The sequence below is a fragment of the Pseudomonas sp. HMSC08G10 genome, assembly GCF_001808425.1.
GTDB classification, from domain to species: domain Bacteria; phylum Pseudomonadota; class Gammaproteobacteria; order Pseudomonadales; family Pseudomonadaceae; genus Aquipseudomonas; species Aquipseudomonas guariconensis.
Window position 1 is genome coordinate 134,740 of record NZ_KV793298.1, and the last position, 15,000, is coordinate 149,739.

General features: G+C 63.1%; 12 protein-coding genes and 2 pseudogenes. 3 read left to right on the forward strand and 11 right to left on the reverse strand.

The annotated features are described in order from the left end of the window. Window positions 1–14 precede the first annotated feature (14 nt). Window positions 15–104: pseudogene (locus HMPREF3173_RS24845) on the reverse strand (hypothetical protein); the annotation flags it as partial. Window positions 105–428: 324 nt separating this feature from the next. On the opposite strand from HMPREF3173_RS24845, the gene HMPREF3173_RS06635 reads away from it, so the two are divergent. Next, window positions 429–1,469 carry a threonine aldolase family protein gene (locus HMPREF3173_RS06635; protein ID WP_070571987.1) on the forward strand — a complete coding sequence of 347 codons (1,041 nt, stop codon included), beginning with the start codon at window positions 429–431 and terminating at the stop codon, window positions 1,467–1,469. A 66-nt stretch (window positions 1,470–1,535) separates the two neighbouring features. Here HMPREF3173_RS06635 and HMPREF3173_RS25245 read toward each other — a convergent pair whose 3' ends face one another. From HMPREF3173_RS25245 to HMPREF3173_RS06650, 4 genes and pseudogenes are all read right to left on the reverse strand, one after another. After that, entirely contained in the window at window positions 1,536–2,273 is a 738-nt protein-coding gene (locus tag HMPREF3173_RS25245; protein WP_371906664.1) for a methyl-accepting chemotaxis protein, read from the reverse strand. Between the two features lie 126 nt (window positions 2,274–2,399). Continuing rightward, window positions 2,400–3,473 (reverse strand): annotated as a pseudogene (locus tag HMPREF3173_RS25250) (cache domain-containing protein); the annotation flags it as partial. A 278-nt stretch (window positions 3,474–3,751) separates the two neighbouring features. Beyond that, window positions 3,752–4,054: a cell division protein ZapA gene (locus HMPREF3173_RS06645; RefSeq protein WP_043211094.1), complete on the reverse strand. Its 303-nt coding sequence runs from the start codon at window positions 4,052–4,054 to the stop codon at window positions 3,752–3,754. Next, window positions 4,051–4,281: a hypothetical protein gene (locus tag HMPREF3173_RS06650; protein WP_070090739.1), complete on the reverse strand. Its 231-nt coding sequence runs from the start codon at window positions 4,279–4,281 to the stop codon at window positions 4,051–4,053. The genes HMPREF3173_RS06645 and HMPREF3173_RS06650 overlap by 4 nt, the downstream gene beginning before the upstream one ends. 243 nt (window positions 4,282–4,524) lie before the next feature. On the opposite strand from HMPREF3173_RS06650, the gene HMPREF3173_RS24280 reads away from it, so the two are divergent. After that, window positions 4,525–4,647 carry a hypothetical protein gene (locus tag HMPREF3173_RS24280; RefSeq protein ID WP_371906665.1) on the forward strand — a complete coding sequence of 41 codons (123 nt, stop codon included), beginning with the start codon at window positions 4,525–4,527 and terminating at the stop codon, window positions 4,645–4,647. A 104-nt stretch (window positions 4,648–4,751) separates the two neighbouring features. On the opposite strand, the gene gbcB is transcribed toward HMPREF3173_RS24280, so the two are convergent. Continuing rightward, window positions 4,752–5,855, reverse strand: a complete 1,104-nt coding sequence (gbcB, locus tag HMPREF3173_RS06655) for a glycine-betaine demethylase subunit GbcB (protein ID WP_043211132.1) — start codon at window positions 5,853–5,855, stop codon at window positions 4,752–4,754. A gap of 293 nt (window positions 5,856–6,148) precedes the next feature. Here gbcB and gbcA point away from each other — a divergent pair, with 293 nt between their 5' ends. Next, window positions 6,149–7,441 (forward strand): glycine-betaine demethylase subunit GbcA, encoded by a 1,293-nt coding sequence (gbcA, locus tag HMPREF3173_RS06660; protein WP_043211087.1) that lies wholly within the window; start codon window positions 6,149–6,151, stop codon window positions 7,439–7,441. A gap of 770 nt (window positions 7,442–8,211) precedes the next feature. Here gbcA and HMPREF3173_RS06665 read toward each other — a convergent pair. The 5 genes from HMPREF3173_RS06665 to HMPREF3173_RS06685 all read right to left on the reverse strand — a co-directional run bounded on the left by HMPREF3173_RS06665 (window position 8,212) and on the right by HMPREF3173_RS06685 (window position 14,961). Further along, window positions 8,212–8,982 (reverse strand): electron transfer flavoprotein subunit beta, encoded by a 771-nt coding sequence (locus HMPREF3173_RS06665; protein ID WP_043211085.1) that lies wholly within the window; start codon window positions 8,980–8,982, stop codon window positions 8,212–8,214. 10 nt (window positions 8,983–8,992) lie between these two features. After that, complete coding sequence (locus HMPREF3173_RS06670; RefSeq protein ID WP_043211083.1) at window positions 8,993–10,225, reverse strand: electron transfer flavoprotein subunit alpha; 1,233 nt, start codon at window positions 10,223–10,225, stop codon at window positions 8,993–8,995. After that, window positions 10,225–12,177 (reverse strand): dimethylglycine demethylation protein DgcB, encoded by a 1,953-nt coding sequence (gene dgcB / locus HMPREF3173_RS06675; protein ID WP_070571989.1) that lies wholly within the window; start codon window positions 12,175–12,177, stop codon window positions 10,225–10,227. The genes HMPREF3173_RS06670 and dgcB overlap by 1 nt, the downstream gene beginning before the upstream one ends. 177 nt (window positions 12,178–12,354) lie before the next feature. Continuing rightward, on the reverse strand, window positions 12,355–14,415 hold the full coding sequence (gene dgcA, locus HMPREF3173_RS06680; protein ID WP_043211079.1) for a dimethylglycine demethylation protein DgcA: 2,061 nt from the start codon (window positions 14,413–14,415) through the stop codon (window positions 12,355–12,357). A gap of 15 nt (window positions 14,416–14,430) precedes the next feature. Continuing rightward, window positions 14,431–14,961, reverse strand: coding sequence for a DUF5943 domain-containing protein (locus HMPREF3173_RS06685; RefSeq protein ID WP_043211077.1), 531 nt, complete (start codon window positions 14,959–14,961; stop codon window positions 14,431–14,433). Window positions 14,962–15,000: the final 39 nt, after the last annotated feature.

A 15,000-nucleotide genomic window follows, 5' to 3' on the forward strand; every position in this document is an offset into this window, starting at 1 on the left:
GAGGCGATCAGCTCGATGTGATCTTCCTGGCGCTGTTCTTCGGCATTCATCGCCGCCAGCAGTGCGTCGTCGTAACCCTGGATCTGGTCTTGCTTGCTGAACATCTTGTTTCTCCCGGCAGCGATCGTTTCTTGTCTTGAGGCACTGTGGCCCTTTGTGGCGATGGTATGACCGGCGAGGGCGACTCAGATGCCTGCGCACGCCTTGCAATGGCGCGTTTACGACATTCGCATCTGCCTGGTGCCTGTGCGGGCCCCTTCGCGGGTAAAGCCGCTCCTACAGGGGCTGTGCAATCCCTGTGGTAGCGGGTTTACCCGCGAAGAAGCCCGCAAGATCAAGACATGGAGTTACTCGCACAGGCCTTGTATAGGCAACCGCTGAATCGATGGTTTAGAGTGCGGATCTGCGTCGTAAAAAGGACAGATGTCATGACTGATAACAGCCAACAATTCGCCAGCGACAACTATTCCGGCATCTGCCCCGAAGCCTGGGCCGCGATGGAAAAAGCCAACCTGGGCCACGAGCGCGCCTATGGCGACGATCAATGGACCGAACGCGCCGCCGAGTATTTCCGCGAGCTGTTCGAAACCGACTGCGAGGTGTTCTTCGCCTTCAACGGCACCGCCGCCAACTCCCTGGCCCTGGCCTCCCTGTGCCAGAGCTACCACAGCGTCATCTGCTCCGAGACCGCCCACGTCGAGACCGACGAGTGCGGTGCGCCGGAGTTCTTCTCCAACGGCTCCAAGCTGCTCACCGCACGCAGTGTAGACGGCAAGCTGACGCCCGAATCGATCCGCGAAGTCGCGCTCAAGCGCCAGGACATCCACTACCCCAAGCCACGCGTTGTGACCATCACCCAGGCCACCGAAGTGGGCACGGTGTACAACCCCGACGAGCTGCGGGCGATCAGCGCCACCTGCAAGGAGCTGGGGCTGAACCTGCACATGGACGGCGCCCGCTTTTCCAACGCCTGCGCTTCCCTGGGCTGCACACCGGCGGAGCTGACCTGGAAGGCCGGGGTGGATGTGCTGTGCTTCGGCGGTACCAAGAACGGCATGGCCGTGGGCGAGGCGATCCTGTTCTTCAACCGCGCCCTGGCCGATGACTTCGATTACCGCTGCAAACAGGCGGGCCAGCTGGCGTCGAAGATGCGTTTTCTCTCCGCGCCCTGGGTCGGCCTGCTCGAAGACGGCGCCTGGCTGCGCTATGGCCGCCACGCCAACCATTGCGCACAACTGCTGGCCTCGCTGGTGAGCGACCTGCCGGGCGTGGAGCTGATGTTCCCGGTGCAGGCCAACGGCGTGTTCCTGCAAATGCCGGAAGCCGCATTGGAAGCGCTGCGCGCCAAGGGTTGGCGCTTCTACACCTTCATCGGCAGCGGTGGGGCGCGGTTCATGTGCTCGTGGGATACGCAAGAAGCGCGAGTGCGTGAACTGGCGCAGGACATCCGCGCCATCGTCGGCGCCTGATGTCCGCGGGTAAATCGGAGCGGCGGTCAGGCGCCCCGACTTACCCGCGAAGCGTCCAACACCGAGCTAGAGCTTGAACCCGCCCATCTGCCGCGCCAGGTCATCGGCCAGGCCACGCAACGCCTGGCACTCGTCCCGACAGGCCTGTACTTCGGCTGCCGTCTCCCGCGCCAGATCGGAAATCCCCTGCACAGTCCGGTTGATCTCCTCGGTCACCGCCGACTGCTCTTCGGTCGCCGTGGCCACTTGGTGGTTCATGTCGCTGATGTGCTCCACCTGATCGGTGATCGCTCCCAGCGAGGCACCGGTACGCTGGCTGGACTCTACCCCGCCCCCGGTCGCCTGCTGCCCGGCATTCATCGACGCCACAGCGGTGCCGGCGCCTTGCTTGAGGCGCTGGATCATCTGCTGCACCTCGTCGGTGGACACTTGAGTACGCCGCGCCAGCGTGCGCACTTCATCGGCGACCACGGCAAAGCCGCGCCCCATTTCACCTGCTCGCGCCGCCTCGATGGCCGCATTGAGGGCCAACAGGTTGGTCTGTTCGGAAATACTGCGGATCACGGCCAAGACCTCGTCGATCGAGGCGACTTCGTCGGCCAGCTGGCTCACCGCCTCCGCCGCCCGGCTGATTTCCCCGGACATGCCTTCGATGCTGTGGATCGACCGGCGCACCACCTCGCGCGCCTGCAGGGCCTCGTCGCGCGCCGACTGCGAGGCATGGGCGGCATTGCCGGCGTTCTGCGCGATGTCCTGCACGGTCAACCCCATTTCGTGCACGGCGGTGGCGACCATTTCGGTCATCTCCTGCTGGCGGCCGGAACGGTCGGCGGTGTTGTCCACCACGCGGGTCACCTGCTCCACCGACCGGTGCAGGCGCTCGGTGGTGCGCAGCACCTCACCGATCAGCACCCGCTGGCTGTCGAGGAACCGGTTGAACCCACGGGCCAGGTCGCCCAGCTCGTCCTCACGCGTATCGTCCAGCCGCTGGCTGAGGTCGCCAGCCCCGCTGCCGATCTGGGTCAGCGCCGTGGTCACCTGGCGGATCGGACGCACCAGCCCACGCGCCAGCAACACCACCAACAGCAACGACACCAACGCCACAGCGCCGCCGATCAGGCTGGTCAGCCACACCGCTTCGTGCATCTGTGCGTAGATTTCGTCTTCCGGCACCTCGGCCACCAAGGTCCAGTTCAGGTCGCGAAGCGGTAGGCCCAGCGCAAGAAACGCCTCGCCGTCGCGGCTGAAATGCACCTTGCGCAGGCCTTCCCCCTTGCCCAGCAGGTCTTGGGTCGCCTGCTCGCCGACCTGCTCGGCCAACTGGCGCTTGCCGCTGAATTCGTGATCCGGGTGGACCTGGATCAGACCGTCGTTGCGCACCAGGAATACCCGCCCGCGCTCACCGAAACTGAAGTCATGGATCAGCTTCGACAATGCCGTCATGCGCAGGCCCATACCGGCCACGCCCACCAGCTGCCCGTCTTTTTCGACCCGGTAATCGATGAACAGCGCCAGCTCCCCGGTGGAGCCATCGATGTCGATGTTGATCAGGCGTTCAGCGCCGCTGTCGATGTAGCCGTAGAACCATTTGTCCTTCGGGTTATCGCGGCTGAGGGTGCGATCCAGGCCTTTCTCGTTGTAGTAGTGGCCGGTCGCCGTGGAGGCGAACAATGTAGTGAAGGCCTGGTTGCGCTGTTTGGCAGCCTCCAGGTACTCGAGAAAACGGGGGGCTTGGGCGGGGTCTTCGCCGGCTGCGAGCCAATCACGCAGCAGCGTGTTGCCGGCAATGTCGGCCGCCGCCACCAGCGGCTTGCCGAGCATGCGTTCGATATCGTTGCGGATCGCTTCGACGCTGGCCGGCAGTGCCGTGTCCACCAGATAACGTTCGGTCAGGCGGTTGACCGCCTCGGTATACACCCCCACGACCACCAGAATGCTCGCCAGCAGGGCCGCGCCCATGCTCGCAATCAACTGCCACTGGATACTCCGCCGCCAGATCCGCATGCCCCAACTCCCCAATCATTATTATTTGGGGTGATTGTATACACTTACGTATCCGGTTATTCCAGTGATCTAAAACAATGTCGATGAACCGTCGCGCGTCGTTTCTGCCGCAAGATCCGATGCTAAAGCGACTGGCGCATGGGCGGGCGAACCCGCGCTTACAAGCGCCCGCCTCACTTCGATTCCGTGGGGATGACGCCAGACGCTGGGAGCGGGTTTACCCGCGAATGCGATGGGAAACTCACCGATGCATTCGCGGCAAACCCGAGGTCAGGCAATTACTGTTCGGCGATGGTCCGAACGATAGCGTCCACCGTGGCGTCGATCTGCGCCTGGGTCCGCTCGAGGGTCTGCTGGTGTTCCTTTTGCAATTCGACCTGCTTGGAACACAGATTCAGGGCTGCCAGCACCAGCAGCTTGTCACCGATCAGGGTGGGGTATTGACGCTTGGTTTCGGCCAAGGCGGTGTTGAGCATCCGCACGGCTTGCGCCAGGGTCTCTTCCTGGCCTTGGGGCGCCTTGATCGAATAGTCGTTGCCCAGGATGGACACGACATTGATCGGCTGCGCTTGCAGTCTCATGCGTTGACGACACCTGCGCTGGCGCGCTCTACCAGCGCCTGGATACGGGCCGCGGTGGCGCCGTGCTTCTCTTCCTGCTCCATCAGCGACAACTGCAGGGTTTCATTCTCTTCCTTGGCCTGGGCCAGTTCCTGGCCGAGGGCGGTGTTCTGCTCGGTGAGTTGAGCGTTTTTCTGCATCAGGTCGTTGACCAGTTGCTCGAGTTGATTCAGGGAAGCTTCCAACATGGGGGTCTATCTCGGGTTGTTGCAAAGGGCGCACACGATAAAGAAAAGCGCGCGTCCTCGCCATTAAATATCGGGACACAAAGGCTTTAGCCTGGGCAGATTGACAGGCCTGGGCCGGGCTTGTTCCGACCTGGGTCAACCACCTGTCCGGAAATTCGATAGCAGGCTCGCAACTTTATTCAAGCGCACCCGTCTTGCATCCCAGTCCCGGGCCCAGATGGCCTGCGAGGTGGACCGCACCTGGTGAACATCAATGATCTGTCGGTGCAGAGCGCGACCGGGGCACATCAGACCAGCGTGGCCAGCGCCGACCTTTCCCGTCTGGCGGTGGACCTCAACGACCTGGTGGCGCGTTTTCGCACTTGATGAATACATGCGCGGCGGTTCGACGCCTCGATAAACCCGCTCCCACAGGTTCTGCATCGACCTGCTGGAGCGGGTTCACCCGCAAAATGTAGTAGTGGGCTGGATCAGTAGTCGATCCGCACATCCCCTTGCGGGACACTGCAGCACGACAAGATGTAGCCTTCGGCTTCGTCTTCCTCGGTGATGCCACCGTTGTGGTCCATGACCACTTCGCCGCCGAGCTTGAGTACTTTGCAGGTACCGCAGATGCCCATGCCGCAGGCCTTGGGGATCATCAGCCCGACCTTCGCCGCAGCTGCATGCACCGTCTCCCCCGGGGCGATACGGATGCTCTTGTCGCTGCCGACGAACTCCACCAGGTTGAGGTCGGCCGCGTCGAGTTCCTCGGCCGCCTCGGCCGCCTGCTCGGCATGTTCCACAGCATCGGCCTTGGCCTCTGCCGGGGTCGCGCCAAACGACTCTTCGTGGTAGTTGCGCATGTCGAAGCCCACCGCCTCCAGCATGCGTTTGACCGCGTTCATGTAAGGCGTCGGGCCGCAACAGAAGACCACCCGCTCCATGTAGTCAGGCGCGATCAGCTCCATCAGGCGCTGATTCAGGTAGCCACGGTAGCCCGACCAGGGCTCGCCCAGGCCGTGCTTCTCGCAAATGATGTGCAGACTGAAATTGGGGATCCGCGAGGCCATCTGGTCCAGTTCGCGGTGATAGATGATGTCCTTCGGCGAACGGGCGCTATGGACGAAGACCATGTCGACATTGCCATTGGTGTCGTAGAACCAACGGGCCATGGACATCACCGGGGTGATACCGACACCACCGGAGAGGTACAGCACCTTCGGCGCCGGGAAGTCGATGGCGTTGAACAGCCCCACCGGTCCGTGCACCGCCAGCTCGAAGCCCTCGTGCATGTTGTCGTGCAGCCAGTTGGACACCTGCCCGCCGGGTACCCGCTTGACGGTGATCGAGAAGCTGTAGGGCACCGATGGCGAGCTGGAAATGGTGTACGAGCGCATCACCTGTTTGCCATCGATCTCAAGTTCCAGGGTGACGAACTGCCCAGGCTTGAAGAAGAACATGATCGGCTGGTCTGCCATGAAACAGAAGGTGCGCACGTCCCAGGTCTCCTGGATGACCTTGACGCAGCGCACCACATGGCGGCCGTTGGCCCAGGTCTGGGTCGTGACCGGATTGAGGAAGGTATCGGACATGTTCTTCTCCAGCGGCCGACTACCGGCCTTCATGGCTCCGATAATGCGCAAGCCGGCGACGAAGTACATTCCTATCAGCGACATCGGCGTGCTTATCGCGACCAGCCCCGCGCTACAAGGGCTGGCGCGTCGGAATCGGATTCGGCCATGTCGCCCGTGGATATGGTTCCTGTCGGCGGCGAACGCACACTCCACGGCAAATGAAACAGCTGTTTTTAGCAAGCAGCCTTGCGGCAAACCACAACAACGATTAGCCACTTTCGCCGGCCGCATACGGCCCTGAGGACCAAACGATGGACGTCACCGCAACCCTGAGCCTGGGCGATCCACTGGAAGCTGCACGCAAGGCCACCGCCGAGATGTTGCAGACCCGCGAGCGCACCTACTCGCTGCCCCAGCCTTTCTACACCGACGAGCGTCTGTTCCAGATCGACATGCAGGAGATCTTCCACAAGGAGTGGTTGATCGCCGGCATGACGTGCGAGATTCCGACCAAGGGCAACTTCCTGACCCTGCAGATCGGCAAGAACCCGATCATCGTTATCCGTGGCGCCGAAGGCCAGGTGCATGCGTTCCACAACGTCTGCCGTCACCGTGGTTCGCGCCTGTGCACCAGCGACAAGGGCAAGGTGGCCAAGCTGGTCTGCCCATACCACCAGTGGACCTATGAAATCGACGGTCGCCTGCTGTTCGCCGGCACCGAGATGGGCGCCGACTTCGACATGAAGCAGTACGGCCTCAAGCCAGTGCACGTGAAGACCGCCGGTGGCTATATCTTCATCAGCCTGGCCGAAAACCCGCCAGCGATCGACGAGTTCCTGGCAACGCTCGATCACTACATGGAACCGTACGACATGGAGAACACCAAGGTGGCGGTGCAGACCACCTTGATGGAAAAAGCCAACTGGAAGCTGGTGTTGGAAAACAACCGTGAGTGCTACCACTGCAACGGTTCGCACCCTGAGCTGCTCAAGACCCTGCTGGAGTGGGACGATACCAACGACCCACGCGCCGACCAGGCGTTCAAGGACCACGTCGCCGCCTCCGCTGCAGCCTGGGAAGCCGAGAAGATCCCGTACCTGCACAAAAGCCATGGCCTGCGTAACCGCATCGTGCGCATGCCGCTGCTCAAGGGCACCGTGTCCATGACCATGGACGGCAAGCAGGCGTGCAAGAAACTGATGGGCCGCATCAAGAACCCGGACCTGGGCTCGATGCGTATCCTGCACCTGCCGCACTCCTGGAACCACTGCATGGGCGACCACATGATCGTGTTCACCGTGTGGCCAATCAGCGCCCAGGAAACCATGGTCACCACCAAGTGGCTGGTGCACAAGGACGCCGTCGAAGGTGTCGACTACGACCCGGAAAACATGCGCAAGGTCTGGGACGCCACCAACGACCAGGACCGTCGTCTGGCTGAAGAGAACCAGCGCGGCATCAACTCCACTGCCTACCAACCCGGCCCGTACTCCAAGACCTACGAGTTCGGCGTGGTCAACTTCATCGACTGGTACTCCCAGCGCGTGCTGAACAACCTGGGGGCGGAGCCAGCGCCGTACCTGAAGGAAGTCAAAGCGCAGTAAGGCATCGACGCGAAACGAAAAGAGCAGCCAGATGGCTGCTCTTTTTTTTGCTCGAATCGGGCCTACAGCGACAGCCCGGCCATGAAGAGCGATGATCAATTCTTGATCAACCTTCCCCCAGCCAAGGCCTCCCAGGGCCTGCAGCCACCGACCAACATTTTATCCACAGCCTGGCGCACAGTATTTGTGGAAACGTGGGCCGAGCAGTAGCCGGACGCTTTGATCATTCTTTGATCATTCCTCTACAAGCCTTTGATTACAAGGGCTCTAGCGTTTGCCGAACACGTTGTCCACAGAGCGACCAACAGACTTTGTGGGCAATGCGCAGGCGTGCGGCCAATGCCTGTGGATAGACCTCCAGAGCGCCCGACACAAGCGCGCTGCACAGCCGTTTCGCAGCAATTGATCAATTATTGACCTAATCTCTGCAGCCCAGGCAGATCAAGGGATTGCGCCGCTACCAAACAGATTATCCACAGAGACGCCAACAGCGATTGTGGGCAACCTCGGCCTTTTGGAATGAAAGGGGCATGTGGAGTTGATCGGCGAGGGTGGTCAAATAGTAACCAGTGCGCTGTAGCCCAGAGATGACGGGGGCTGTAGAGAGGCGCGAACACTTTATCAACAGGTTGGCAAACAGATTCGGTGTGTAAAAACCACAGGGTCGCTGACCAAGTCTGCGAAGGACTGCGAAACAGCCCGCACCACATGAAAAAAGCCCACGTGCAGGCCATGCAACGTGGGCTTTGGTTTTTTTGAACAGGCAACCGCTAGCGCAGCACCCCTTCTTCCACCAGCAACTTCAGGATCGCCTCGGCGCCCTCTTGTGGAGAAACGTCCTTGAGCACCTTGCCGCCCCCACCGCTGGCCTTGGCCGTGGCGGCTTTCATGCGGTCAGCGCCGCTCTTGGCCTTGATTACCTTCAGCCGCTTGGGCCGTGGACGGGCCGGCTGCAGCTCGGCATCGGCCAGCAGTTCATCCTCGACCACCGCCACGTTGCGCGCCGCCAACACGCCCCGGCGCGCGGGGCCAAAGGCGCTCTGCCGTGGCTTGGGCGCCGCGTTATCCACAGTCGCCAAGAGCGGCAGGCGCACCTTCAGCCGGCGCCGCTGCCCCCGTGGCAAGGCCTGCAGGACTTGCGCGGTGCCGTTGTCGATGGACTCGACCTCAGCCAGGCCCACCACCAGTGGCCAGCCCAGGCGCTCGGCCAGCAAGAATGGCAACATGCCCGACCCTTCGCCGGTTTCCGCCTGGCTGCCGGTCAGCACCAGTTGTGCCCCGGCGTCGCGCAGGTAATCGCCCAGCACGCCGAGCACATCGGCACCCGCCGGCTGCTCCAGCACATCCAGATGATCCAGGCCCATGCCCAGGTATGCGCGCAGCGCTTCCTCGCGAGGATCGCCGGCATGCACCACCTGCAAGTTATCCCCAGCCAGCTGCAAACCCAGCTCGACGGCACGGGAGTCCTGCTCGGCACGACGGGTGCGGCCGGAGCTGGGGTGAGCGCCGATGGAGACCAGGCTGATGACTTTCGTACTCATGCTCGTGCCCTTATGCCGCGTCGCGCTGACCGGCGCTGCGGTAGTTGTCCACAGCCTCGATCAACGCTTGGAGAATCGCCGAACTGTCGCCAATCACCGACAGGTCCGCCCGTTTGATCATGTCGCAGCCAGGGTCCATGTTCACCGCCACCACCTTGTCGCAGGCGCCAATGCCCTGCAGGTGCTGGATCGCCCCGGAGATACCCACAGCCACGTAGACCCGCGCCGTGACCCAAGTACCGGTGGCGCCCACCTGGCGGTTGCGGGGCATGAAACCATCGTCCACCGCCACCCGCGAAGCGCCTTCGGTAGCACCGAGGGCGGCGGTCGCCTTGTGGAACAGATCCCAATCCTTGACGCCGTTGCCGCCGGAGACGATGAACTCCGATTCGGCCATGGCGATGGCCGCAGGATCCACCGCCACCGGGCCCAGGTCTTCGATACGCGACAGGCTGCGCGCCACGCTTGTGGACAACTCCACCGGCAGTGCTTCGTGACGGGTTTCGCTGACCGGGTCGGAGCATTCGGCCGCCGCCAGGATCAGGCGCGGCAAACCGCGCTGCAGGTCCTGCTGGCCCGCCCCGGCTCGGCCGATGCACTGGCCGTCCTTGACTTGCCATACCCGCGTCGCCGGGCGTTCGCCCAACGCGGCGGCCAGGCGCCGGCCGAGCTCGCCACCACCGGTGCGGCTGTCTGGTAGCAGCCAGTGGCGCGGGGTGAACTGATTATCCACAGCGCGCAGGCCCTGCACCAACTGCTCCGGTGCATAACCTTCGAACGCTTCGCCTTCGATGACCAGCAACCGGTCGACGCCGGCTGTGGAAAAGTTGCTTTCCTTGTGTTCGCCGAACACGATCGCCAGTACGGCGCCGTCGCTGCCGGCCAGGCTGTGGGCCAAGCCCAGCAGGTCGCGGTCGTGGCTGCCCAGGCGACCACCGACCATGTCCGGAACCACGGCGATATAGAACGCCGGCTGCGCGACCTGATGCAGCGGCAGCTGCACCTCGGCCGCTGCAGTGCGGCGACCGCCGCCAGCGGTGCCCTGTTGGGCGCCGCTGCGGTCGATGCGCTTGAGGCCGTTGGGGCCGATGAAGCCGGCGGCGATCGCATGGGGGTTCTTGCGGATGAGGCCGTTGGGCCCCATCCAGCGGGTCTGTTGCGTCTGCATCGCCGCGTGCAGCGGATGCAGACGGTTACGGGCGATCCACTCGGCACGAGGGTCGCGGCGGATGATGTCGCTCATCAGTGCACCTCCGCAGGTTCACGTTTGGCCGCTTGGGATTTGGCGCTGGCAGGGGCGTCGTCCTCGATCAGCACGTCGGCGACGAGCTCGGCGATGTCCTTGATCTGCGGACGGGGTTCGACCACGCCTTCGAGCATCGCGGTGCACTGTGGGCAACCCACGGCCACCAGCTCTGCCTCGGTCGTGCGGATGTCGTCCATGCGCATGTCGGGGATACGCTGCTTGCCCGGGATGTCGGTGATCGGCGCACCGCCGCCACCGCCACAGCAACGGGAGCGGAAGCCGGAGCGTTCCATCTCCCGAACCTCGATGCCGAGGGCCTTGAGCACATCGCGAGGCGCCTCGTACTCGCCGTTGTAACGGCCCAGGTAGCACGGATCGTGATAGGTGACGCTGCCACCCTTGTGCTGGCCCAGGTTGAGCTTGTTGGCCGCGATGAGTTCGGCGATGTAGGTGCTGTGGTGCTGTACCTGGTACTCGCCGCCCAAGGCGCCGTACTCGTTCTTCAGCACATGGAAGCTGTGCGGGTCGCAAGTGACGATGCGCTGGAAGCGGTACTTGTTCAGTGTCTGGATGTTGCGCTTGGCCAGTTGCTGGAAAGTCGCCTCATCGCCCAGTCGGCGCGCCACGTCTCCGCTGTCACGCTCTTCCAGGCCGAGCACGGCGAAGTCCACACCGGAGGCCTTGAGGACTTTGACGAAGGCCCGCAGGGTGCGCTGGTTGCGCATGTCGAAGGCACCATCACCGACCCAGAACAGCACCTCGGTGCTCTTGACCTCGGACATCAGCTTGAGATTGAGGTCGGCCGCCCAGTTCATCCGACCGCCTGGGTTGAAGCCGCCAGGGTTGTCGGTGGCGATCAGGTTGTCCAGCACCTCGGCGCCCTTGTTCGGGGTCGCGCCTTTTTCCAGGGTCAGGTGACGGCGCATGTCGACGATGGCATCGACGTGCTCGATCATCATCGGGCACTCCTCGACGCAGGCGCGGCAGGTGGTGCACGACCACAGGGTCTCGGCGTCGACCAGGCCATTGACGATCGGCTGGTGCGGGTGACCGCCATGCTCGCCGATCGGCTTGCCCGGATAAGGGCTGCCGGCGAATTGGGCGTCGGTGCCACCGGCAAGACCGATGACCATGTCCTGGATGAGTTTTTTCGGGTTCAGCGGCTGGCCGGCGGCGAACGCTGGGCACATGGCTTCGCACTTGCCGCACTGCACGCAGGCATCGAAGCCGAGCAGTTGGTTCCAGGTGAAGTCCACGGGTTTTTCCACGCCCAACGGCGCGTTCGGGTCTTCCAGGTCCAGCGGCTTGAGGCCGGTGGAGCGACCACCGCCGAAGCGTTCGGCGCGGCGGTGCCAGGCCAGGTGCAGGGCACCGGCGAAGGCGTGCTTCATCGGGCCGCCCCAGGTCATGCCGAAGAACAGCTCCGACACGCCCCACAGCACACCCACGCCCAGCACGGCGACCAACAGCCAACCACCGGTGCCTTCAGGCAGGATGCCGGCAACGGGCAGCGTGGCGATGAAGAAGCTCGCGGCGAACACCAGCAAGCTCTTGGGCAGGCGCATCCACGGCCCCTTGGACAGGCGCGAAGGTGGGTTCAGGCGACGCTTGAAGACGAACAGGGCGCCACAGAACATCAGCACCGTGGCGGCCAGCAAGGCATAGCCGAGGATCTTGCTCTGCAGGCCAAAGCCATGGACCAGGATCGCCAGCACGGCCGACAGCACGAAGCCGCCGGCGGTGGCCACGTGGGTCTTGGACATGTACTTGTCGCGCTCGACCACATGGTGCAGATCCACCAGGTAGCGCCGCGGCATGGCCAGTAGGCCGCCGATCAGGTCGACCTTCGAAGGTCGACCACGCCGCCACATGCGCACCCGGCGCAGGGCACCGAGCACCGCCAGGCCAAGGGCGGCGAACAGCAGGATGGGTAGAAGGGTGTTCAACATGGGAGGCTCCCACAACAGCTGGATTCTTGCACCGCCCTGGAGGCTGGATCAGCCCCTTGTGGGAGCGGGTTTACCCGCGAATGCGTCAGATCAGACAACCATGTTGCTCGTGCTGACGCTTTCGCGGGTAAACCCGCTCCCACAGGGGCCGCGCTCATTGGCGACGACTGTTAACGATCAGAAGTCCTTGCACAGGCGCAAGGCGTCGTAGATCGCCGCGTGGACGTTACGCTGGGCCACGCAGTCGCCGATGCGATACAGCAGGTAGCCCTCGCCCGGCTGGCTGAGGATCGGCTGCGGCTTGATGGCGAACAGCGCTTCGATATCGATCTGGCCCTTGTTGCGCGAACCTTCCTTCAGTGCGTAGTACAGCTGCTCGTCGGGACGCACGCCGTTTTCCACCACCACTTGGTCGACCACGCGCTCTTCCTTGGCGCCGGTGTATTCGTTCTCCAGCACCGCCACCAGCTTGTCGCCTTCGCGGTAGACCTTTTCCAGCATCATGTCGCCGGTCATGATCACTTCTTTGGGGTAGATGCTGCGGTAGTAGGTCGGGAAGGTGGTACCGCCCATCGCGACGCCCGGCTTGATGTCATCGGTGACGATCTCCACCTGGCTGCCCTTGTCGGCGATGAAGTCGGCGACGGACATACCGGTGAATTCGCAGATGGTGTCGTACACCAACACGTTCTTGCCCGGCGCAACCTTGCCGTCGAGCACATCCCAGCTGCTGACCACCAGCCCTTCGGCGGCGCCCCAGTGTTCGTTCTGCTCCAGGAACGAGTGCCCGCCCACAGCCAGCACGACCACGTCCGGACGCAGGTCCATGATGGTTTCGGCATCAGCGGCAGTGCCCAGGCGCAGGTCGACCTTCAGGCGCGCCAGCTCCAGCTGGTACCAGCGGGTGATACCGGCGATCTGGTCGCGCTGCGGTGCCTTGGCGGCGATGGTGATCTGCCCGCCGATCTGGTCCTTCTTCTCGAACAGGGTCACATCGTGGCCACGCTCGGCGGCCACGCGTGCGGCCTCCATACCGGCAGGACCGGCGCCGACCACCACCACCTTGCGCTTGGGCCCGGTGGTCTTTTCGATGATGTGCGGCACGCCCATGTATTCACGGGAGGTCGCGGCGTTCTGGATGCACAGTACGTCCAGGCCTTGGTACTGGCGGTCGATGCAGTAGTTGGCACCGACGCACTGCTTGATCTGGTCGATCTGGCCCATCTTGATCTTGGCGATCAGGTGCGGGTCGGCCATGTGGGCGCGGGTCATACCGACCATGTCCACGTAGCCGCCTTCCAGGATGCGGGTCGCCTGGTTCGGGTCCTTGATGTTCTGCGCGTGCAGCACCGGGACCTTGACCACTTCCTTGATGCCCGCCGCCAGGTGCAGGAACGGCTCCGGCGGGTAGCTCATGTTCGGGATGACGTTGGCCAGGGTGTTGTGGGTGTCGCAACCCGAGCCGACCACGCCGATGAAGTCGATCATGCCAGTGGCGTCGTAGTAGGCGGCGATCTGCTTCATGTCCTCGTGGCTCAGGCCATCGGGGTGGAATTCGTCACCACAGATACGCATGCCCACGCAGAAGTCAGGGCCTACCTCGGCACGCACGGCCTTGAGCACTTCCAGGCCGAACTTCATGCGGCCTTCGAAAGTACCACCCCATTCGTCGGTACGCTTGTTAACCCGCGGGCTCCAGAACTGGTCGATCATGTGCTGGTGCACAGCCGACAGCTCGACGCCGTCCAGGCCACCTTCCTTCGCCCGGCGTGCGGCTTGGGCGTAGTTGCCGATCACCCGCCAGATCTCCTCGACCTCGATGGTCTTGCAGGTAGCGCGGTGCACGGGTTCACGAATGCCAGACGGCGACATCAGGGTCGGCCAGTTGAAACCGTCCCAACGCGAACGACGACCCATGTGGGTAATCTGGATCATGATCTTGGCGCCATGCTTGTGCATAGCGTCGGCCAGGTTCTGGAAGTGCGGGATGATCCGATCGGTGGACAGGTTCACCGAAGACCACCATTCCTGCGGGCTGTCGATCGCTACCACGGACGAGCCGCCGCAGATGGCCAGGCCGATACCGCCCTTGGCCTTCTCTTCGTAGTACTTGACGTAACGCTCGGTGGTCATGCCGCCGTCGGTGGCGTAGACCTCGGCGTGCGCGGTGCTGAGCACGCGGTTGCGGATGGTCAGTTTGCCGATCTGGATCGGCTGGAACATTGCTTCGAATGCCATGACGCTCTCTCCGACTTACAACGGCTTGACGATGAACAGGCCGTCGTCGTGGCCTTCTTCCGAACCACCGTAGACCTGCTCGGCCACGGTCCGAATGGAGCTGCCGCGCGCGGCGAGAATCTGGTCCATGGCGCCAGCGAACCAGCCGGTGAACATATAGTCGACCTTGCGGCCGCACTTGCCATAGACGTAGACGAAAGCCGAGTGCTTGAGCTTGACGCTGCAGGTGCCTTTATCCAGGTCGATGTCCTGGATCTCGAACAGACCCCAGCCACGCTGGGACAGGCGCTTCATGTAGTGCTCGAACACCGCGACGCCTTCCAGGCCATGGCACTCGGCCTCTTTTTCGCACCAGTGCCAGGCGGACTTGTAGCCGGCCTTGTAGAGGATCTCGGCGTAGGCGTCAGCACCCAGCACTTCCTCGATGCCGATGTGGTTGTTGACGAAGAAATGACGCGGCACATACAGCATCGGCAGGGCGTCGGTGGTCCAGACACCGGTCTCGGTATCGACTTCGATTGGCAATTGCGGGGCGATCTTGGCCATGGAAACTCAACTCCATCAAAATTTTTATTGGGTTGCCCC